We start from the raw sequence: 20,273 nt of genomic DNA on the forward strand, positions 1-20,273 counted from the left end.
GTCTTTTTCAGACCTTCCTTAGGTCGACACCGGGTGCCAGAAGCATGTGTCAAGCAATCACTTGCCTGCCGAGTCCTTGAGGGAATAACCCAAAAGCACTCTGGCCATAAGGCCTCTGCACTGCAGACAGGCGCTAAAAGAAATTAGTTTTAATACGCCTACTGTTTACTACTTAATTGAGCAAGAACATAAATCAGTTATGACAGCATAAACTTATCTATTCATAACGCTTCATTTCTTCTATCCCTACAAGCCTATCTTTCATAACGAACATTACACTCTGCCTTGTTTGGCGTCCTTTCAATTTATTTTTTTCCATTAAGTGACCACTCAGTCATCTGGATATTATCCAAACCAAGTCAAAAAATATTGAAAGGAATTAATGCCGTTTATCGGATTTTTTAGCCATACGTTATATTGATCCATTCATACAAGAGAGGTTATAAAATCATAAATTCATTATTTATCAACAGTTTATGAATAAAATACCTGCACTCATGCCATCACAACTTTTCATTTTGAATCTCAATTCAATATCACAAGAATAGCATTTAAAGAAACACCTCAAACAAACAGTCAATACACCTGATTTAAAAAACGAGACATTAATTCTATATTCGTATCAGGAAAAACGAATCTGGGCGTATCGTTAATCCTGCCTGGCTAAATCTCTAGATAAAGCGAAGGACCGGAATAATGCTCTCATCCAAACAACCTGTTTTTTTATTAGTTTCGCTTTTTGCAGGGGGAGTCTGCGGTATTGCATACGCTGCCGAAGACACTGCATCGTCACAAGCCGCACAAAATGTTCAGAATGGCAGCGACCCACTGTTCATTTACCAGTGGCATTTACGCAATAGAGGGCAAAAGGTAATCGGTGATGTCACGCCACTTGCCGGCGTGGATCTGCGGATGGGTGTATTGCATGAGCTGGGTATACGAGGGAAGAACGTCATTGTCGGGGTGGTGGATGATGGCTTGGAAATACGTCATGAAGACCTGTCAGGTAACGTCGTGCCAAATGGCTCGAAGAACTTCGTAAACGGATCAAACGATCCAACGCCGAGTGTCGATACCGATGAACACGGCACCTCGGTGGCAGGCATCGTTGCCGAAATGGGATGGAACGGAAAAGGAGGGCGAGGCATCGCACCCGAGGCAAAGCTGAAGGGCTTTAACTTCCTAGCCAGCGACGCAGACCCGGCGAGCCAGGATGCAAACATTCTGTACGCCTGGGGCAGCGGCAACGAATCCAAGGATGTGGCCGTTTTCAATAACAGTTGGGGCAGCAGTACACCTTACTATCCTGCATTCTCAACCAGCGAGCAGGCCGCCTGGGAACGTTTGATGCAGTCCACGCGTAATGGCAAGGGCGGAATTTATGTCAAGTCGGCAGGCAACTCCTTCAAGGAGTTCTTTACCTATACTGCGTTTGGCCGAGTCAATATCTGTTCTGAAAAGGCAGCCGAGCTAAATGTGACTTGCGCGTCTTCAACGGTTGATCCCAACAACAACCTGATCACGATTATTACCGCCGCCGCCGTGAATGCTCGAGGATTACGCTCGTCTTACTCCACAGCCGGATCGTCGGTGTGGATTTCAGGTTTTGGTGGCGAATTTGGCAATCAGAGGGCCTATAACCCGGACCTAACCAATGTACGGGAAGCGATCAGGCCGACCTACTATTCCCCTGCCATCGTAACCACTGATCTGATGGGCTGTTCCCGAGGAGCCAATACCGCGAATACTGTTTCCAATGCCTTGGAAGGCAGTCAATCGCCTATCGATAACTCCTGCAATTACTGGGGACGCATGAACGGCACCTCTTCTGCCGCGCCCACGGTGTCGGGTGTGGTTAGCCTGATGTTGGGCGCTAATCCCAAGCTGACTCAGCGCGACGTGAAATATATCCTGGCCAGCACCGCGCGGCCGCTTGATCCTTATCAGCCGGTAGTGAGCTACGGCGGAACAGTGATCGAGCCGGGATGGGTCACCAACGCGGCAGGCCATCACTTCAGCAACTGGTATGGGTTTGGATTGGTGGATGCAACCGCGGCCGTCAATAAAGCCATGAGCTTCAAGCTACTGCCGGCGATGAAAGATACGCAGTGGAAAGCCTCCAGTGATCCTGCCAGCCCGATTGGCGGTGTGAATGCTCCGGCAACATTGCGCGTGCGGATCAATCAGAGCATCAAGGTTGAGGCAGTACAGCTCAGCTTCCAGACCAGTCATATGAAGCCATCAAACCTGAAGGCCGTTCTAACCTCGCCAAGCGGTACTAAAAGCTATGTCATGACGCCTTTCTCGACGCTATCGGATGTTACGTCCGGGACCGGGTTCACCGTTTCACTGGCGGCGAGCAACGCGTTTCTGGATGAGCCGGCGACGGGTGACTGGACGCTTTCGTTAACGGATGTGGTTGATGCGGGGGGTAATGCCGCCAAGCTGCAAGACTTAAAACTTCGCGTGGTGGGGCACTGATCATGAAAATAGCCACTTTATTCTTCTTAACCGTTACCCTGGCTGCAACACCTCTGGTACAGGCGCAGACCACAGACGCGGCTCGTCTTCAGCAGGCGGCAACCGGGGCCAGCTTCAATGTCGGAAACACCCCGTTTCGCCTCGTGCCCAACGCAACGGTTCAGCGTATCGACTCCACTGCCTCTGCTCAAACGCCGTCAACCACGCAAAGCCAGAGCCGCCAGCAGACGCTACAGGCAGACAGCAATGTGGTGGGACAGATAGGGCCTTATGCGATCAGGCTGGCGCAGGGTAATCAGGCTCAGCTCAAATCGCAATCCGAAACGGCAGCCAGCACTGCCTCAGGTCCGAGCGAGATGGGCGTCGCAGTGAACCTGACCTCCGGGCAAGCCGTGCTCGTGCCTCCGCGCCTGAAGGTATTTGTAAAGGATGCGGCTGTTATTGATCAGGTTGCAAAAGCTACTGGCGGTACGATGGTTCAAGCCTCTTCGGCGGCAGGCATGGGCGTCATCCGTTACAGTTCGGTAGACGCTGCTCAGACAGCCCTGAGCAAGGTGAAGGGCATGCAAGGTGTGAACGACGTGTCACTGGATATCATCCAGGGCTTCATTCAAAAGCAGTAAGTCCATGATAAACACCGCGCTGCCGTCAAGAGACGTTCAGCGCGGCGTTTATTTTCATGGTTAAACGTTACTGCTGGGTAATTGTTGCGCGGTTCGCCGTACCTGTTTGCATAATGCCTGCAGTGTTGCCATAGAAGGTATCGCCACCCTGAGTAATCAGCGCCTGGTTGGCGATGCCGTTCTGGGTAAGCGACACTGAGTTTTGTGTCTGATATCCCACCTGATCGATCTGGGCGATATTCAGATCCCCGGTTTGGCTGTAGTTGATAGTGCTGGTGTCACTGTACTGGTTGATTTCAACGTCGTTATCATTGCCAACAGTGGAGCCAGAAAGGTTGGAGCCTCGTGTCCCTTGCACGACATAAAGCTCGTTATTCGAGCCTTCTTGTGAGACACCCAGGCCGCCAAACATATTGCTCTGTCTGACAGAGGCAAAATTGTTATCACCCGACTGAGATATCCCACCGTTGGCGAACTCACGCGTGGACTGTTCCAGCGAAGCGCTGTTGCCATTGCCATATTGGCTAATGCCAGCACCACCACCGCCTGACTGTCTGAAGTAAGCCGTATTGTTATCGCCTTCCTGCGTAACACTGCCTGATGTGGTGCCGCCGTACTGCACAGCTTCGACCCAGTTGTTATTGCCACGAGAAGTAACACCGAGCACCGTATCAAACCCGTTTTGGGTTACGTGCATAGTATTGCCTGTTCCTTCCTGGGTGGCTCGCAAATCAGCGACTTGCGCTATTCCGCTACCCTGATTCAGGGTAGCCAGGTTCGAATCGCCCCGCTGCTCAAGCGCCACACTGTTATCTTGGCCGCCGCCCCCCTGGTAGATCTGCCCTTCGTTGGCAGAACCCTCCTGAGTAATTGATACCTGACCGTTATTGACCTGTTGCTGTTGGATAACCCCGATATGACTGCTTCCCAGCTGACTGATAGAGGCCTGGCTATTGATAGCGGTACCAGCCTGCTCAAGGGTTGCCGTGTTGTTTTCTCCGTCCTGCATAACGTCGGCAGTATTCATTTCAGCCCATGAGGGCATGGCGAAGGCCAGCAGGATGGCAGCAGCGAGTGGTTTCAAGCGGGACATACGATTTCCTTTCCTTGTATCCGTAGGGGTCGCTACCTGGCGACCCGGTTAATCGACCAGATCAGCACCGGTTGGCGTGCTGAAGAATGGCGTGTTCCTGGCTATCCGTAACGCGGTATTGCCCTGCGGTAGATGAACCTTGTGCATGGCTTCCACCTGCGAGTGCATCACCAAGACGCCGGTCGATTCTTCAAGGAAAAGGCTAAATATAAAATCGATCCAAAGGATGTAAACGAACCGCTTTTGAGCCTTCTGGTATTAATTCCTGTTACGGAACCTTTGAGATGCATGGCTATTTGAGACTTTCGAACAGAACATGCATCTCGATAGGTGACTGTGCCGCCCAAGGGACCACGGCGGGCTGTTGGCGACTACGCAACGGTGGCGCTAGGTTGATAGCTGAGTCGCCGCGGCATAAAGCCGAACTCCAGCCGCGAAGGCTCTTTGAACATGGAGGCCAGGTTCTTTTCGATATTGCTGCACAGCGAGTTCATCTGGATCTGGTGCTGGCTATTGGCAAACGGGGTTTGCAGATCGGTCCCGATCCGCTCGATCGCCAGCAGCATGAAGCCTACGACGGTAGAAACCAGTGGCGTATACCACCCCATAGACGACACTAGGCCAACCGGAACGATCAGGCAGAACAGCGAAATGAACAGCCGCGGGAAATACACATAGGGAAAGGGCAATGGCGTGTTGGCAATACGCTCCATTCCACCCTGATGGTTCGAAATTTCCACGAGGGTAGATTCCATACGGGCCAGACGTATGCTGTCCAACCTACCCGCCTGGTACTCCTGCGCCACAATCGCTGCGGAGGCGTTCAGGATATCGTTGGGAAAGTTATTGGTGTCATGTCGGCGGGCAAACTCATCGGCAGGTAGTAGCGTCGCGACATCCGCTGGGCAAGCTTGGCCTTTGAGGTGAGCGGAGAGCGCCTTGAGGTAGGCCACGTGACGGCGAAACAGCAGCGCTTTGATTGGATTACGCCTGTCGTCTTGATCATCAATCAAGGTCAGTACCTGGCGACCAAAACTCCGTGAACTGTTTACCATGGCACCCCATAAGGTACGCGCTTCCCACCACCGGTTATAGGCGCTTGTATTGCGAAAGCTGATCAGGACGACCAGTGCTGAACAGAGCAGCGTCAGCGGCATAAGAGGCAGGTTTAGCCGATTATTCATCAGCAACATCGAATCGGCCGTAACGATGACATCCCAGATAAACAACCAGAACAGCGGCCAGCCGACGTAGGAAAAAACCTTGTGCATCCAGGTCAGCGTTCTCGAAATCCGAGCAATCATGAAACGACTCCCTTGGTGACAGTCTGGAGATCAGTGGCTGTATATCGTTCAGAACGGCGTTAACGCAGCTGCTGCCGGGTCTTCCGCGTGTCGTCAGAAAAAGCCAGAACCCAGGTTGTCCAGATAGATATAGGTGATCTCATGTGATGCATCCTCAATGCAGCTTTTGATGTGATCACGCTAACGAGGCTGGCTTAATTCTTCCTTAAAGGTTGCAAAATGTTTTAAATCAGGATGAGTAGTCGTTATCTAATGGACATAAGAGGCATGCATCCACATGGCGCCCACTGCGTTCTTGAACGGCCTGAACTTCTTTCTTGCGGATGTTCGTGACGGGCTTGGCCCATTTCTTGGAATCTTTCTTCAGCAACAGGGCTGGACCGCGGACCGAATAGGACTGGTCATGACACTAGGCGGGTTAGCCGGCTTGCTCCTGACCACACCGCTGGGAATGCTGGTGGACGCACTACAGGCCAAGCGCGGTATTGTTGCATGGGCTGCCTTGTGCATTCTTGTGGCCTGCGCCCTCAATTATTTTCTACCTACTTTTCTCTTTACCAGCATCGCGCAGATGGTTGCCGGTATCGCCGGTGCCGCTATTCCACCCGCCATTGCAGGACTTACCCTGGGCCTTGTAGGAACACGAGGGTTCGACCATCAGCTAGGTCGAAATGAAGCGTTCAACCATGGTGGTAATGCCTTTGCTGCAATCGGCGCTGGCGTATTCGGCTACTGGTTTGGCCTGGGCGCTGTATTCGTCCTGATGGGCGTTCTGACATTAGCCGCCTTGTATATGCTAGCCAGGATACGGGCTGACCAGATTGATCACGAGGCAGCCCGCGCTGGCTCGCCGGATCATGCGCAAAAGCTTTCCTGGTCAGCCCTTTTCCGCAACCGCCCCCTTCTAACCGTGGCAGTTACAGTGCTGCTCTTTCACCTTGGCAATGCGGCAATGCTCCCGCTGCTGGGCCAGGCAATGGTAGCGCGCGGCACCGCTGGCGACCCCAGTGCCTATACCGCGGCTACGGTAATCGTGGCTCAGGCCACCATGATCGTCATGGCACTGCTGGCGGCCAGATTGGCCCAAACCAAGGGCTATTACATCGTGTTTATACTGGCACTGTTGGCCTTGCCTCTTCGCGGCCTGCTGGCCTCATTCATCCAGGCACCCTGGGTTCTGATCCCTGTCCAGTTGCTCGACGGTATTGGTGCGGGCTTGCTGGGCGTAGCCGTACCGGGGTTGGTAGCCCGCATTCTGGATGGTTCCGGGCGATTCAACACCGGCCTTGCTGCCGTCATGACAGTACAGGGCATCGGTGCTGCCTTGAGTACCAGCCTGGGCGGATTTTTCGCAGCCCGTTACGGCTATGCTGAAGCGTTTAAAATACTGGCTCTGGTCGCCAGCGCAGGTGTGCTGTTGTGGCTCTGTGCGTCCTCCTGGATGTACCCTCTCTGCACGCAGCAAATAGCGCCTCGTGGTGCCAGGGAATGAGTCCGTCCGGCTGCTCAATCAGAGGGGTCATAACGTGTTTCACATTCGCAAGGCAAACCGCGCAGACACGGCGGACACCTGGACAGTCCGCTGTGAGGCCATTCGTCATCAATGCCCATCGTCCTACAGTGACGAGCAGATCCGGATCTGGACCAGTGGCACCTTTACGCAAAGCTATGAAAATGATGTCGAGGACCATTTCCATGTCCTGGTCTCGGATGAGCGCATCATCGGAACAGGTATGGTTGACCTGACATCCGGCAAGATCGACGCAATCTTTGTATTACCCCACTACATGGGACAAGGGGCTGCGCGCCAGATGCTGGAGCATCTCGAAACGCTTGCCGTTCAGGCAGACCTGGACTACCTTCACCTGGACGCTACCCTGAACGCGGCGCCGTTCTATCGAAAATGTGGTTTCGTAGGTGAAAAGGTATCCACCTACCACTCGCCTCGTGGTCTTACGCTGGACTGTATACCGATGTACAAGATGCTTCGGCCAACCGGAGATATCCCTCGGTAAAGCCACAGATAAAAGTCTGCCAACGCACCACAACAGAGATCGTCCACGCATGTTAACCGTTCGACGTGCACAACCTGACGATGCCGGCTACCTCCAACGGCTATACAGCCAACTTGTGGACAGTGCGTTCATTACTGTGCTTCCGGCTCGTCTGGAGGAGCTTCAGCATGATCCTGTCCATGAGCTTTTAGTGGCCGAATATGGCGGCACCGTTATCGCCAGCGCGTTGCTGATCTTCTGCAAGGATGCAATGTTTGGTTTTCAACCGTTTGCGGTGGTAGAGAATGTAATCGTTGACGAGGCGCAACGCGGAACGGGCGTCGGCAGGCAGCTGATCAGGGCCATCGAGCAACGCTGTATCGACAAGGACTGCTCCAAGATCATGTTATTGAGTTCAGCCCACCGGACTCAGGCCCACGCCTTCTTCGAGCGGGCAGGCTTCAAGGGTGACAGCAAGCGCGGCTTCGTCAAATATCGGCGAGACTTGCTGGCATCTGGCTTGCCACCTGACTAGTCAAGCCAGACGCAGAATCATTGCCCCGATAGCCATGACACATACCGCCGCAATTCGACCCCGACTCATGCGCTCTTTCAGAACAAGCACGGAGATGAGCGCCGCAAATATAATCGAGGTCTCTCGCAAGGCAGCGATAACGGCCACAGGCGCCAGGGTCATCGCCCAAAGCGCCAAGCCATAAGACGCCAATGTTCCAGCTCCCCCTACCAGTCCCACCAGCCATTGAATGCGGAAAAATGATACGAAGGCATGGGAATTGCGCCAAAGCATCCAGACCGTCATGACCGCGCCTGTCAGAAGAAAAATCCATAAGGTATAGGCCAGCGGTGCGCCCGATACTCTGACGCCCGCCCCGTCTACCAACGTATAAGTAGCAATAACCAGGGCATTAAGTAGCGCCAGACCAATCCCTGCCCCGCGCCTGGATGCACGTTGGCGCGCCATCAATAATATACCCAGACAAAGCGTGCCGATACCCACCCAGGCCGTCGTGCTCAGATGCGCGCCTAATCCCACCGTGCTGATGACCGCTACCAGCAGCGGCGCCGTTCCCCGCATCAACGGGTATGCCAGGTTCATTTCAGCGACGCGATAAGTCTGTGCCACCAGGTTGTAATACACCACCTGCAGTACAGCAGATGCTCCAATGAAACCCCAGCTAGGCGCTGCCGGCGGAGGGGCAAATGGCAGGATCAAGGCTGCTATCAACGCCGCTGCAGCGGTAATCACTGCAGTGATAAGGATCTTGTCGCTTCCACTTTTGACGATTGCATTCCAGATGGCATGCAAGGCCGCCGCGAACAAGACGACACCATAAACGGTTACAAGCATCTGTACCTCTGCAGGATGATTGGGCCTGTCGCACCAACGACTCAACCGCTTCAGGCGTAACGTTCACGCGCGGCGCTTTTGATTGCCTCCAGAAATGCGCGTACCCGCTGGGGCAGCTGGGTACTGGCATAAACGGCATGTATCTGTGGGTCATGCCCGGTTGAGGAGGTCAGTCGATAATGGCTGCATACCCGGACTAAACGTCCCGCCTGCACCGCCGGTTCTGCAAACCAGTCTGCCAGCCGGCAGATACCAAGACCTTGGACAGCAGCGTTATATAACGCTACGCCTGAACTGAGACGGTAACGGGGCTGGGCCTTGTAACGGACCTGAGCATCGCCCTGCCTGAAATACCAATCCTTGAGAATTCTTGGGGAGGTATGCATCAGCAGGTCATGCTCGACAAGCGCCTCGGGCGCTTCAGGCACGCCACGTATGGCGAGATACGCCGGACTTGCATAGAGGTAACGCCGATAGCTCCACAATGGCGCGCCGATCAGCTCGCTAGGGTAGGCAAAGCCACCACGAATAGCAAAATCCAGTTTGTCTGCAATGGGATCATGCGCCGCATCGCTTACCTGTATATCAATGCTGATCTGGGGGTTCCGCCGCCCAAACTCCGCCATGACGCTGGGCAAGAAATCCATCATCAGGCTTTCAGGGGCGGAGCAGCGAATCCACCCTTGCGCCAACGTACCCTGTACCGAGAGTGATTCCTCTGCCTCGGCCTGCAGCGACAGCATCTGCCTGGCGTAGCCATAATACGCCTCCCCCGCCTCGGTCAATCGGACCTGCTTTTGTGAGCGCTGCAAAAGCTCATGCCCCAGCTGTGCCTCAAGGCTCTGTATGGCCCGCGTCACTGTACTGGGAGAGCGTCCCAGCAGGCGCGCCGCACTCACGAAACTATGGCGATCCACTACTGCGCAAAAGGCTTGTAGCTCCCATAACTGAGCCAGTGACATACCGCCTTCCTTGTTGCGATTTCTGCAATACCACATTGCAACACAAAACCCGGCATTGCTCTATCGTATCCGTCTCGCGTCATCAAAGGATGTTGAAATGGATATAGTATTAGATCCCACCTTTCTGCTGTTACTCGGGCTGGTTGCCTTTGCGGCAGGCTTTATCGATACGCTGGCAGGTGGCGGCGGGCTGATTACCGTGCCTACCTTGATGCTGGCTCAGATCCCACCGGTACAAGCCATTGCAACCAATAAACTCCAGAGCACCTTTGGGGCGCTAATCGCCACATTGACCCTGCTTCGTAAACGCAAGATCGCCTGGGCAGATGTCAAAAAGCCCTTCTTGACTTCCTTTATTGGTGCAGCCGTGGGCGCCGTGGTTATCCAGCGTGTAGATGCCTCCGCTCTTGAAGTCCTGGTGCCTTTCATATTGGGTGGTATTGCGTTGTACTTTCTGCTTGCGCCAAGCGCAGGTACTGTTGAGCGCAAGCCGCGCATGGGGGAGCGGCTGCACCGTCTCCTGGTTGTCCCCCTTATCGGGTTTTACGACGGTTTTTTCGGCCCTGGCACGGGCTCATTCTTTTCACTTAGCGAGGTAGCCTTGCGGGGCCGCGACCTTATTACCGCTACGGCAACTGCCAAGTCCCTTAACCTGGCGAGCAACCTTGCATCCCTTGCAATCTTCATCGTGGGCGGCAAGGTACTTTGGCTGGTAGGTGGCATCATGGCGATCGGACAGCTTGCGGGTGCCTATCTGGGCTCACTGGCCGTTATCGGTGGCGGTGCCCGACTGATCAGGCCTCTCATCGTAGCCATCTGCTTTGTAATGATTGGCCGTTACCTTTATCAAAACGGTTACCTGTCTTTTATAGCGCATGTATAAGATCGCACTCAGAGACCATTCAGAGCGAGCCCAGCCATGATGAGCAACAGGATTCCGCACAGGGCATGGCTGGCTCTATGCCAGTTTGGCGAGCTGGCACGCCGGAATCCCTCAACAAGCGCTGCCGTCAGAAAGCAGCACAAAATGGAGGCACTCATGACTCCGCTAAAGAACATCGCTGTGTTTGCAATACTGGGAGTGTCGCCTGTTATACCCGACAAGGCGCTTCCCAACGCACCCCAATACACAATATTTTTTGGATTAGTCAACGAGATGGCAGCACCCGCCATCAAGGCGCCCTGCTGCGGTTGACCTGATTCACCTGTACCGACCGGCAGGCGCCACGCATCCTTGAGACTCTGAACGCCTAGCCAGGCCAGATAAACCGCACAGAGTAGCGTTAGGGGTATGCGAATCGGCTCATGGCCCAGCAGGACTGACAGCCCTACCAACCCTAATACAGCCCACACGGCGTCGCCCAGCAAAGATCCTACCTGAACCATTAGGGCCGGCCTGAAACCATTGGACAAGCCACGACGCAACGTTTCAGCCAGGACAGGTCCAGGCGAAAGGCAGAACGCAGCGCCAAACAAAAAGGCCGATAAGAAGATTGTCAGCATATCAGGCGTCTCGGAAAGAAAGGGCGATCAGTATGGGTTGCCCCTGCTCAATAATCTTGAACAGGATTGCAGGACCTGTAGAGGCGTTGATATTGGCCAGGCGGTATTCCATAAGCCGAACGAAAGTGGCGACTCAAGTGGCTCTGATCAGCAAAGCCAAGCGTATAAGCAACATCCGTGGCGGGCATACCCTGCCGCAGCAGTCCCCGTGCTCGCCGCGTTCTCAGCTGCATGGCCCATTGATGTGGGCTCAACCCCGTTTCCTTTTGAAATGTCCTCAGCAATTGATACTTGGATCGCTGGGTCAAAAGGGCTAGTTCGTCCAAAGTAGGCATTTGCGCCAAGGAGTCGGCAAGACACTCCTGAATACGAAGAACCACCTCTGGCTCGGCTGAATGCGTGGTCAGTGCAACACCACTCAGCTCCGTGATCTCTGCGAGTAACAGGACCAACGCCTGATGAACGTGTGGGTTGCTCATGGAGCTGCCTCGTAACGCCATTTGCACCACGCAGGCAAAGCGGTTTGCAATGGCTGGCTGATAAAGCAAAGGACGCTCGAACTCAACTTGATTGACCCCAAGGCTTTGGGCCAGCCAGTCCGCCGATACATAAAGCCCTACGTAGCGCCAGAAGGCTCCCTCATGGGCCCCGCCGCCTTGTATTTGGCCGGGGTTATACAGAGTGATGGATCCCTTGCCGGCATTGAATATCCTGCCATCCAGCCAGATGTGCTCCTCGCCTTCCAAATTAACGCCAATTACACACTCATCATGGCTGTGCTTGGCGAATCGGTGACCCGTACCGCTGGCATCCACCAGCTCAACGGGACCTGACCAGGCATGCCGCAGGGTAAGCACGTCTTATAGCCTCTCATCCGATTTGAAGAGACTACAGCTTAAGCCAAACGAACGTACGATAGGTTAATTGGACGTTCGGACCTACTGTTTCAGCTGATGTTCGGGGCTCTCGCTTTCTGCCTGCTCACCCCCGGTTGCATTGAACGTATCCCAGTCTTCACCAAACAGCTCAACCGGATGCATGGTACGGCTGGCGCCATTACCGCAAGCTAACGAGTTTGCAGGACAATACATATCGCACCCCCAACAGATGCGCTCCGGATGCTTAGGCTGCAAAGGAAATTTCTTGGCCATCCGAGACTCCTGAACGTATGAGGTGAACCCCTAACGTATCGAAATCTGGATAAACGTTTTTGATCTCGCTCAAGTGTTACGACGATTATAGCGGTGTTGATACCCACCCAATGATATAACCCTACTGTGTGACTTGTAGCAGCTTGGCATGCTACGACTGTCTAAGGACTCATCGCACCCCAGCGAACAGCCATACATTTTGTTCGATAGAAGTCGATGCTGACGATGTATCAATGGATTTAAACGTTAAGACAGTGGGTTTGTACGAGGGAATGCATACGTGCCCACTTCATAGGCAAACGCTGACTTATCAAATGCAACCACAAACTATGTAGTGATCGTTTTGAGAGCCAGGATCTGGTTATGAAGCCACACGCTAGTAAACCTTTAAAGGTAACATTTACACGTTATAATCCTGAACGGTTTGTCAGAACTATTACACAACTGTCTGACTTTTTAGTCTGGTTGAGTCAGCCGCATGTACGATAGATCCACGATGCCTGCCGGTATACCTAACCAAGCAATAGCGGCTATTTCAATGCTCAGGTTGCCAAACCTTAAAAGATACGCCAACCATGGTACTTTACTGATTCAATACCTTCGACGTATCTAAGTGATTGAAAAGCTGAATTTTCCAACTATTACACACTGGTCACTTATCTGGAATGAATGATAGCGCTTTTACTGTAGCGTCAAGTTGACTTCATCTGTAAACTTACCGCCCACCTTGAAGCTATGGACTGGCTTCTGTGAAAGATTATGGATGATCTGGGAAAGATTTCTCTTGCATTGCTTGCTCTCATGGCAAATAGCAGCTCTGTGCAATCATCTATTCTTTTACTGATTCCCTATCCTGAACTTCATTGTTTTTTAGGATGCTGGCGTTTTATGCCTGGCTTGTATAAGGAAGATGTAATAAATGGAATGGTATCTCTCGGTAGTCAGTAACTACGTCAAGTTTGATGGCCGTGCTCGACGGAAAGAATATTGGATGTTCGCCCTGTTCAGCGCGATCATTACCGTTATTCTTGCCGTTGTAGATGGAGTAATTGGCTGGGGCCCTTGGTTATGTGGTGTCTATACCCTGGCTATGATTCTTCCAAATGTGGCCGTCACTATCCGACGCCTTCATGATACCAACCGAAGCGGTTGGTGGGCTCTTATCAGTGGCGTTCCAGCAGTAGGCGGAATCATTTTCCTGGTGCTTATGTGCCTGGAAGGAGATCTTGTCGATAACCGCTTCGGGCAGAACCCTAAAAACGTCTAAGCCTAATAGAGGGTTATGCAATTGAAGTTTTGAAAACCGCTCATTGCGTACCAGATCGGACATGAATTGATCATGTCCGATTATGCTCCATCTACTTTTCTTGATTGCTCGTCAAAAATATCCCCTGCTAAATAACAGGCACCTCATGCGCAGATAAGAACAGTCTTATCTTCCAAGGTTATTTAATTCACGAGTAGCAACAGTGTTGAAAACGATAGCGCTTACACTGATGGGTGCGTCTTGATAGGCAGGCTTGTTGGTGGTGCGTTTCTATGGGTTGGACGCCAGCCCAGGGTATCGGCGGTAAACATTCAAACCCCAGGCGGCCAGTTAGATATAAGCCGAGATTACGCTTACTTAAACTCCACGACGATTATTGATTGCCGTCAGCCCTTTCACGATTCGATAAATCGTCCAGATTGCCCAGCCAAGCAGCACGAACCATCCGATGATAAGCAGGGTTGAAGCAAACCCCAGTACAAGCCACAGAAGCCCCCACCAGAATGTACGAATCTGATAATCCAGGTGCGAACGAGAAATCGGATCTGCCGTATCTCTGTTGACATAGGCCAGGATAAGTCCAATCAGCGCGGTAACGCCGTTGAAGAAACCTACGATGTACAGAACATAGACGATGCCAGCCATATTCGAATTGCTGACAATCGGCTGCTGCAATGGAGCAGGCTGGACGGTTTGATTGATATCGGTCATGGCTAAGTCCTTTTAATGATCAGGTGAAACGCGCACTCCAAATGCGCCTGTGCACATGATAATACGTTCCAGGACATCAAACTACCCTGGCCTCTGTATAAGCAACCTGAAGAGTTGTTCTCGGAACATTTGACGGCCGTATTGAGGCGTTTTGACAAGCGATGGCGTCAGCCGGAATGCTTACCCTTTACCGAAAGGCTGAACCTAAAACGGCAATGTCATTGATCTTGGTCCGGGCTTGACAGTAGCGCATGTACCTTTCGTACGACTCAATGTTCTTTGGCTCCCTATGTGTTCTTTAAACGGTAAATAAACACCCTTAAGCGCAAATAACCACACAAAAAAAGCGTGTAATTACAAGAGCCTAGACGTATCTATCTTCCAACGTCCTCAAGTGCATGCTCGCCACAAAACGTGCCAACTTGCTTCGCTCGACCAATACCGCTTATCGGAATTAAACACTCCTATTCGCGAAGCAAAATAGTCGTTGCTAGGCTCGAAAGGACCGAGACAAGGGAGCCGACGTTTTGAGCCAGTTCGTTGATCGACTACTGTTCTTCAAAAAGTACAAGGGATCTTTCTCGGAAGGTCATGGAGTAACCACTGACGAAAATCGCGCCTGGGAGGACAATTATCGGTCCCGCTGGCAAAGCGAGAAGATCGTACGATCTACCCATGGCGTCAATTGCACAGGCAGCTGTAGCTGGAAGATCTATGTCAAAAATGGATTGGTAACCTGGGAAACTCAGCAGACCGACTACCCGCGGACCCGTCCTGATCTTCCCAACCATGAGCCGCGTGGCTGTCCCCGTGGCGCCAGTTATTCCTGGTATCTCTACAGCAGCAACCGCATCAAATATCCGATGGTACGCGGTCGCCTTCTTGCGCTTTGGCGCGAAGCACGCAAGACGCTTTCCCCTGTTCAGGCCTGGGAATCCATCCAGAGCGATGCTGCCAAACGGCGGAGTTACCAGGAAGTGCGGGGCTTGGGTGGCTTCGTACGAGTGGATTGGGATGAGATCAACGAACTTATCGCCGCTGCCAACATTCACACAATCAAGGCCTGGGGGCCTGATCGGGTGGTCGGGTTTTCACCGATCCCGCCATGTCGATGATCAGCTATGCGGCCGGTACACGCTACCTCAGCCTGATCGGAGGCACATGCCTGTCCTTTTACGACTGGTACTGCGACTTGCCACCCTCATCACCTCAGACCTTTGGCGAGCAGACAGACGTTCCGGAAAGTGCAGACTGGTACAACTCTGGCTATCTGCTGCTCTGGGGCTCCAATGTGTCCATGACACGGACGCCCGATGCTCACTTCTACACCGAAGCCCGGTATCGCGGGGCCAAAAGTGTGGTGATCGCGCCAGACTTCATCGAGGTGGCCCGCTTCGCCGACTTGTGGCTACATCCCAAGCAGGGCACCGACGCGGCCCTTGCCCTGGCCATGTGTCATGTAATCCTCAAGGAATTCTTCGTCGACCGGCAAGTGCCTTATTTTCAGGAATACGTCCGCCAATACTCCGACCTGCCCTTTCTGGTCATGCTCGAATCTCGTCCTGAAGGGCTTGTTGCTGGCCGCATGCTTCGTGCCGCCGACTTTGCCCATAACCTCGGCCAGGACAACAATCCCGACTGGAAACCCGTTGTGATTGACGAAACGACCGACGCTATCGTAGCGCCACAGGGCAGCGCCGGGTTCCGCTGGGGTCAGAAAGGCAAGTGGAATCTGGAACCCAAGGATGGCGCCAGCGGAGCAGAGATTTCCCCGCGCCTAACGCTGCTAGGCGAGGCGACTGCAACCGTTGCTTTCCCCTACTTTGGCAGCGAAGGCAAGTTTGGTCTTACTGACCATGCCCCTATTCAGAAACGCCGGATACCTGTACGTCGTGTGACGCTCAAGGACGGACGCGAGGTCGAAATCACGACTGTGTTCGACCTGACGCTTGGCAGCTATGGCGTCAGTCGCGGGCTGGGCGAGGACGGCGCAAGCAGTTTTGACGAAAATATTCCAGGAACGCCCGCCTGGCAGGAGTCGATCACAGGCGTTCCGCGGGATCGTTGCATTGCCGTAGCTCGTGGTTTTGCAGCCAATGCCGAAGCGACCCAAGGACGTTCCATGGTGATCCTCGGTGCGGGCTTGAACCACTGGTACAACATGGACATGACCTACCGCGGCATCATGTCGATGCTCATCCTGTGTGGTTGCGTAGGGAAGTCCGGAGGCGGCTGGGCGCATTACGTCGGGCAGGAAAAGCTGCGGCCTCAAGCCGGCTGGCTGCCGGTCGCGTTTGCGACAGACTGGTCGCGTCCCCCACGACAGATGAACGGGACGAGTTTTTTCTATGCCCATACTGATCAGTGGCGCTATGAGCGTATGGAGTTACGCGAGCAGATCTCGCCACTGGCAGATCCCACGGCGTGGTCTGGAACCATGCTCGACTGCAATGTTCGAGCCGAGCGCATGGGGTGGCTGCCCAGTGCGCCGCAGCTCAAGACCAATCCCTTGCACGTGGCGCGTGCCGCACGCGCTTCAGGCCAAGACCCGGCTGCGTACGTGGCCGACGCCCTTCATGCAGGCTCCCTGCAAATGGCCTGCGAAGATCCAGACGCGCCCGAGAATTGGCCACGCAACCTGTTCGTCTGGCGCTCCAATCTGCTCGGCGCTAGCGGCAAAGGTCATGAGTATTTTCTGAAACACCTGTTAGGTGCGCGCAACAATGTACTTAACGAGGAGAGTGATCAGCGGCCGGAAGAAGTGGTTTACCGAGAGCAGGCTCCCGAGGGCAAGCTTGACCTGTTGGTTACCATCGATTTTCGCATGAATACCACCACGCTCTTTAGCGATGTGGTCCTGCCAACTGCCACCTGGTACGAAAAGGCTGACCTCAACACCTCCGACATGCATCCTTTTATCCATCCACTGCAAGCCGCGGTGGACCCGGTTTGGGGCGCACGCACGGATTGGGCCATTTTTCGAGAACTGGCGAATACATTCCAGCGGCTTGCGCCTGGTCAACTGGGCGTTGAGGAAGACGTAGTGCTGACCCCAACCCTGAAAGATACGCCATCCGAACTGTCCCAGCCTTATGGAGGGCAAGACTGGAAGCAGGGAGGAACGGTTGGCATTCCAGGGCGCACCATGCCTGCTATTACCCTGGTTACCCGCGACTATCCCGCGACTATCCCGCGACTTACGACCGCTTTGTCAGCGTGGGTCCCCTGCTTGAGGAACGCGGGAACGGTACCAAGGGCATGGTGTGGGATACGAAGGCGGAGGTGGCACACTTGCGTGATGTCAATCTACCTGACCCCGGCGCAAACAATCGCCCACGCATGCGGTCGGATCTCGACGCGATCGAAACGGTGCTGGCGCTGGCACCTGAAACCAACGGACAGGTAGCCTATAAAGCCTGGCAGGTCCTCTCGGAGGTAACCGGCCGTGATCACACTCACCTGATTGAACGACGTGCCGGTGAAAAGATCGAGTTTCGCGACATCGCTGCCCAGCCTCGCCCCATCCTGACATCACCGGTCTGGTCGGGCATCGAAAGCCACGAGATCTCCTACAACGCTGGCTGGACGAACGTGCACGAGCTGATCCCATGGCGAACACTAACCGGACGCCAACAGCTCTATCAGGATCACCCCTGGATGCGGGATTTTGGCGAAGGCTTCGCCACGTATCGCCCTCCGATCGATACGCGCTCGGCGTCTCTTGAGCTAGCTCAGGCGCATGACAACGGCAATCCGCCGCTTGCCCTCAACCTCCTCACACCTCACCAGAAATGGGGCATCCACAGTACCTATACCGAAAATCTGATCATGCTGACCCTGGCGCGGGGTGGGCCAATCGTCTGGATCAGCGAGCGTGATGCCGCCAAGGCAGACATTGAAGATAACGACTGGATTGAGGCGTTCAACCGTAATGGTGCACTGGTCGCACGTGCGGTCGTCAGCCAACGCATACCTGAAGGGGCCGCGTTCATGTATCACGCGGCCGAGCGTACGGCGAATGTGCCGGGCAGCGAGGTCACGCAGAATCGCGGCGGTATACACAACTCCGTCACCCGTGTTGTGCTTAAGCCCACACATATGATTGGCGGCTACGCCCAGCTGTCCTGGGGATTCAACTATTACGGCACCGTTGGATCGAACCGGGACGAATTTATCGTGCTGCGCAAGATGAGAAACGTCGACTGGCGCGACCGACCGCTGTCCGAAAAGATCGCCGTGATGAAAACCGAAGAGGAATCTCGCGTGGAAGGGCAGCGGACATGAAAGTCAGGGCGCAGATCGGCAAGGTTCTCAATCTCGACAAATGCATTGGTTGCCACACCTGCAGCGTGACCTGTAAACAGGTCTGGACGACCCGCCAGGGAATCGAATACGCCTGGTGGAACAACGTAGAAAGCAAACCGGGCATTGGCTTTCCTAAAGACTGGGAGAACCAGGAGCGCTGGCGCGGCGGTTGGGTGCTTGGCAAGGGCGGTGAACTGCGACCGAAGACTGGCGGCAAATGGCGGATTCTGTCCAAGATATTTGCCAATCCGGAGCTGCCGGAAATCGACGACTATTACGAGCCGTTCGATTACGAATATTCCTATATTCATGGCGTAGGTGAAAGCGAGGCTGCCCCAACGACTCAGCCGGTTTCGATTGTGACTGGCGAGCGGATGGAAAAGGTCAGCTGGGGGCCCAATTGGGAAGAGTCACTCGGTACCGAGTTTCACAAACGCTCGCAAGACTACAACTTCAAGGAAGTCGAGAAAGCGATCTATGGAGAGTTTGAAAACAGTTTTCTGATGTTCCTCCCTCGTCTGTGTGAGCATTGCCTGAACCCTACTTGCGTTGCCGCGTGCCCGTCAGGGGCTATTTATAAGCGCGAAGAAGATGGCATTGTCCTGATTGATCAGGAGAAGTGCCGCGGCTGGCGCATGTGCGTAACCGGGTGCCCTTACAAGAAGGTTTATTACAACTGGCATACGGGCAAGTCCGAGAAGTGCATCTTCTGTTATCCGCGCATCGAGAGCGGTCAGCCGACCGTGTGTTCGGAAACCTGCGTAGGCCGTATTCGCTACCTGGGCGTGATGCTATACGACGCCGACCGGATTCTTGAAGTCGCCTCCCAAACCAATGTTCAGGATTGCTATCAGGCGCAGCTGGACATCTTTCTTGATCCGCACGACCCGGCTGTAATCGAGCAGGCTCGCAAAGACGGCGTGTCGGATAACTGGATCGAGGCGGCCCAGCGCTCGCCCGTTTATAAAATGGCCTGTGAGTGGAAGGTGGCCTTCCCGCTTCACCCTGAATACCGAACCGTTCCGATGGTCTGGTACATCCCTCCCCTGTCGCCGATTCAGGAGGCGGCCGATGCAGGCGCCCTGGCTACCCTTGAAGGCATCCCGGATGTAGACAGCCTGCGTATCCCGGTCCGCTACCTGGCTAACCTGCTGACGGCGGGAAAAGCGGAGCCCATCCGCGACACGCTACGCAAGCTGCTGGCGCTGAGAGCCTACATGCGTCGGCGCAATATCGAAGGGATTGTCGATACCACCATGCTCGATGCGGTCGGTCTGACAGAGCGACAGGCCGAAGAGATGTACCGCGTAATGGCAATCGCCAACTACGAGGACCGGTTCGTGATCCCGACCTCGCATAAGGAAGTGGCCGAAAATGCTTACGACCAGCGCGGCATTGCCGGCTTCCATTTCGGGCAGATGACTTCCGAAGGGAACAGCCGTTTCATGCTGTGGGGCCAGGACACCCGCAAGACCCGGGGTGAGCGCTTCCCTCTCGACAGGAAGTAACG

Annotated in this window: 16 protein-coding genes and 1 pseudogene; 9 read left to right on the forward strand and 8 right to left on the reverse strand. The window is 54.1% G+C overall.

The window, feature by feature from the left end:
* Nucleotides 1–696: 696 nt before the first annotated feature.
* Together B3729_RS22725 and B3729_RS22730 are read left to right on the forward strand one after the other, a co-directional pair.
* Nucleotides 697–2,481 carry a S8 family serine peptidase gene (locus tag B3729_RS22725; protein ID WP_286789068.1) on the forward strand — a complete coding sequence of 595 codons (1,785 nt, stop codon included), beginning with the start codon at nt 697–699 and terminating at the stop codon, nt 2,479–2,481.
* Between the two features lie 2 nt (nt 2,482–2,483).
* On the forward strand, nt 2,484–3,104 hold the full coding sequence (locus B3729_RS22730; RefSeq protein WP_286789069.1) for a hypothetical protein: 621 nt from the start codon (nt 2,484–2,486) through the stop codon (nt 3,102–3,104).
* 67 nt (nt 3,105–3,171) lie between these two features.
* Here B3729_RS22730 and B3729_RS22735 read toward each other — a convergent pair whose 3' ends face one another.
* Complete coding sequence (locus tag B3729_RS22735; protein WP_286789070.1) at nt 3,172–4,197, reverse strand: hypothetical protein; 1,026 nt, start codon at nt 4,195–4,197, stop codon at nt 3,172–3,174.
* A gap of 371 nt (nt 4,198–4,568) precedes the next feature.
* Nucleotides 4,569–5,501, reverse strand: a complete 933-nt coding sequence (locus tag B3729_RS22740; RefSeq protein WP_150346405.1) for a bestrophin family protein — start codon at nt 5,499–5,501, stop codon at nt 4,569–4,571.
* A 277-nt stretch (nt 5,502–5,778) separates the two neighbouring features.
* Between B3729_RS22740 and B3729_RS22745 the strand changes: the two genes are divergently transcribed.
* From B3729_RS22745 to B3729_RS22755, 3 genes are read left to right on the forward strand one after another with little or no spacing between them, the layout of a single operon-like run.
* Complete coding sequence (locus B3729_RS22745; RefSeq protein ID WP_286789071.1) at nt 5,779–6,993, forward strand: MFS transporter; 1,215 nt, start codon at nt 5,779–5,781, stop codon at nt 6,991–6,993.
* Nucleotides 6,994–7,027: 34 nt separating this feature from the next.
* Nucleotides 7,028–7,516 (forward strand): GNAT family N-acetyltransferase, encoded by a 489-nt coding sequence (locus B3729_RS22750; protein WP_010798570.1) that lies wholly within the window; start codon nt 7,028–7,030, stop codon nt 7,514–7,516.
* A 49-nt stretch (nt 7,517–7,565) separates the two neighbouring features.
* Nucleotides 7,566–8,030: a GNAT family N-acetyltransferase gene (locus B3729_RS22755; protein WP_125889297.1), complete on the forward strand. Its 465-nt coding sequence runs from the start codon at nt 7,566–7,568 to the stop codon at nt 8,028–8,030.
* Here B3729_RS22755 and B3729_RS22760 read toward each other — a convergent pair whose 3' ends face one another.
* Together B3729_RS22760 and B3729_RS22765 are read right to left on the reverse strand one after the other, a co-directional pair.
* Nucleotides 8,031–8,864 (reverse strand): DMT family transporter, encoded by an 834-nt coding sequence (locus tag B3729_RS22760; protein WP_286789072.1) that lies wholly within the window; start codon nt 8,862–8,864, stop codon nt 8,031–8,033. It abuts the gene before it with no gap.
* Between the two features lie 50 nt (nt 8,865–8,914).
* Nucleotides 8,915–9,826, reverse strand: a complete 912-nt coding sequence (locus B3729_RS22765; RefSeq protein ID WP_286789073.1) for a LysR family transcriptional regulator — start codon at nt 9,824–9,826, stop codon at nt 8,915–8,917.
* A gap of 97 nt (nt 9,827–9,923) precedes the next feature.
* On the opposite strand from B3729_RS22765, the gene B3729_RS22770 reads away from it, so the two are divergent.
* The gene (locus tag B3729_RS22770) at nt 9,924–10,709 is read left to right on the forward strand and encodes a TSUP family transporter (RefSeq protein ID WP_286789074.1); all 786 of its coding nucleotides are present in this window, start codon (nt 9,924–9,926) and stop codon (nt 10,707–10,709) included.
* Between the two features lie 8 nt (nt 10,710–10,717).
* Here B3729_RS22770 and B3729_RS22775 read toward each other — a convergent pair whose 3' ends face one another.
* The 3 genes from B3729_RS22775 to B3729_RS22785 form a co-directional block, all read right to left on the reverse strand.
* A complete protein-coding gene (locus tag B3729_RS22775) occupies nt 10,718–11,329 on the reverse strand; it encodes a LysE family transporter (protein WP_286789075.1) in 612 nt (203 codons plus the stop codon).
* Nucleotides 11,330–11,376: 47 nt separating this feature from the next.
* Nucleotides 11,377–12,186, reverse strand: a complete 810-nt coding sequence (locus B3729_RS22780) for an AraC family transcriptional regulator (protein ID WP_219652293.1) — start codon at nt 12,184–12,186, stop codon at nt 11,377–11,379.
* An 81-nt stretch (nt 12,187–12,267) separates the two neighbouring features.
* Entirely contained in the window at nt 12,268–12,480 is a 213-nt protein-coding gene (locus tag B3729_RS22785) for a DUF3079 domain-containing protein (protein WP_150346398.1), read from the reverse strand.
* 919 nt (nt 12,481–13,399) lie between these two features.
* On the opposite strand from B3729_RS22785, the gene B3729_RS22790 reads away from it, so the two are divergent.
* Entirely contained in the window at nt 13,400–13,747 is a 348-nt protein-coding gene (locus B3729_RS22790) for a DUF805 domain-containing protein (protein WP_150346397.1), read from the forward strand.
* A 357-nt stretch (nt 13,748–14,104) separates the two neighbouring features.
* On the opposite strand, the gene B3729_RS22795 is transcribed toward B3729_RS22790, so the two are convergent.
* Nucleotides 14,105–14,458 carry a DUF4870 family protein gene (locus B3729_RS22795; RefSeq protein WP_125889290.1) on the reverse strand — a complete coding sequence of 118 codons (354 nt, stop codon included), beginning with the start codon at nt 14,456–14,458 and terminating at the stop codon, nt 14,105–14,107.
* Between the two features lie 527 nt (nt 14,459–14,985).
* Between B3729_RS22795 and B3729_RS22800 the strand changes: the two are divergent.
* Together B3729_RS22800 and narH are read left to right on the forward strand one after the other, a co-directional pair.
* Nucleotides 14,986–18,742: pseudogene (locus B3729_RS22800) on the forward strand (nitrate reductase subunit alpha).
* Complete coding sequence (gene narH / locus B3729_RS22805; protein ID WP_286789076.1) at nt 18,739–20,271, forward strand: nitrate reductase subunit beta; 1,533 nt, start codon at nt 18,739–18,741, stop codon at nt 20,269–20,271. The pseudogene B3729_RS22800 and the gene narH overlap by 4 nt, the downstream one beginning before the upstream one ends.
* Nucleotides 20,272–20,273 lie beyond the last annotated feature (2 nt).

This window comes from Pseudomonas sp. UBA3149 (genome assembly GCF_002364655.1).
In the GTDB taxonomy this organism is placed as follows: domain Bacteria; phylum Pseudomonadota; class Gammaproteobacteria; order Pseudomonadales; family Pseudomonadaceae; genus Chryseomonas; species Chryseomonas luteola.

Bases quoted from the DNA above. Each gene is read 5' to 3' on its own strand.
- B3729_RS22735 (WP_286789070.1), bottom strand. From the start codon at position 4,197: ATGTCCCGCTTGAAACCACTCGCTGCTGCCATCCTGCTGGCCTTCGCC.
- B3729_RS22725 (WP_286789068.1), top strand. From the start codon at position 697: ATGCTCTCATCCAAACAACCTGTTTTTTTATTAGTTTCGCTTTTTGCA.
- B3729_RS22765 (WP_286789073.1), bottom strand. From the start codon at position 9,826: ATGTCACTGGCTCAGTTATGGGAGCTACAAGCCTTTTGCGCAGTAGTG.
- B3729_RS22785 (WP_150346398.1), bottom strand. From the start codon at position 12,480: ATGGCCAAGAAATTTCCTTTGCAGCCTAAGCATCCGGAGCGCATCTGT.
- B3729_RS22775 (WP_286789075.1), bottom strand. From the start codon at position 11,329: ATGCTGACAATCTTCTTATCGGCCTTTTTGTTTGGCGCTGCGTTCTGC.
- B3729_RS22760 (WP_286789072.1), bottom strand. From the start codon at position 8,864: ATGCTTGTAACCGTTTATGGTGTCGTCTTGTTCGCGGCGGCCTTGCAT.
- B3729_RS22745 (WP_286789071.1), top strand. From the start codon at position 5,779: ATGGCGCCCACTGCGTTCTTGAACGGCCTGAACTTCTTTCTTGCGGAT.
- B3729_RS22770 (WP_286789074.1), top strand. From the start codon at position 9,924: ATGGATATAGTATTAGATCCCACCTTTCTGCTGTTACTCGGGCTGGTT.
- B3729_RS22730 (WP_286789069.1), top strand. From the start codon at position 2,484: ATGAAAATAGCCACTTTATTCTTCTTAACCGTTACCCTGGCTGCAACA.
- B3729_RS22740 (WP_150346405.1), bottom strand. From the start codon at position 5,501: ATGATTGCTCGGATTTCGAGAACGCTGACCTGGATGCACAAGGTTTTT.
- B3729_RS22790 (WP_150346397.1), top strand. From the start codon at position 13,400: ATGGAATGGTATCTCTCGGTAGTCAGTAACTACGTCAAGTTTGATGGC.
- B3729_RS22755 (WP_125889297.1), top strand. From the start codon at position 7,566: ATGTTAACCGTTCGACGTGCACAACCTGACGATGCCGGCTACCTCCAA.
- narH (WP_286789076.1), top strand. From the start codon at position 18,739: ATGAAAGTCAGGGCGCAGATCGGCAAGGTTCTCAATCTCGACAAATGC.
- B3729_RS22795 (WP_125889290.1), bottom strand. From the start codon at position 14,458: ATGACCGATATCAATCAAACCGTCCAGCCTGCTCCATTGCAGCAGCCG.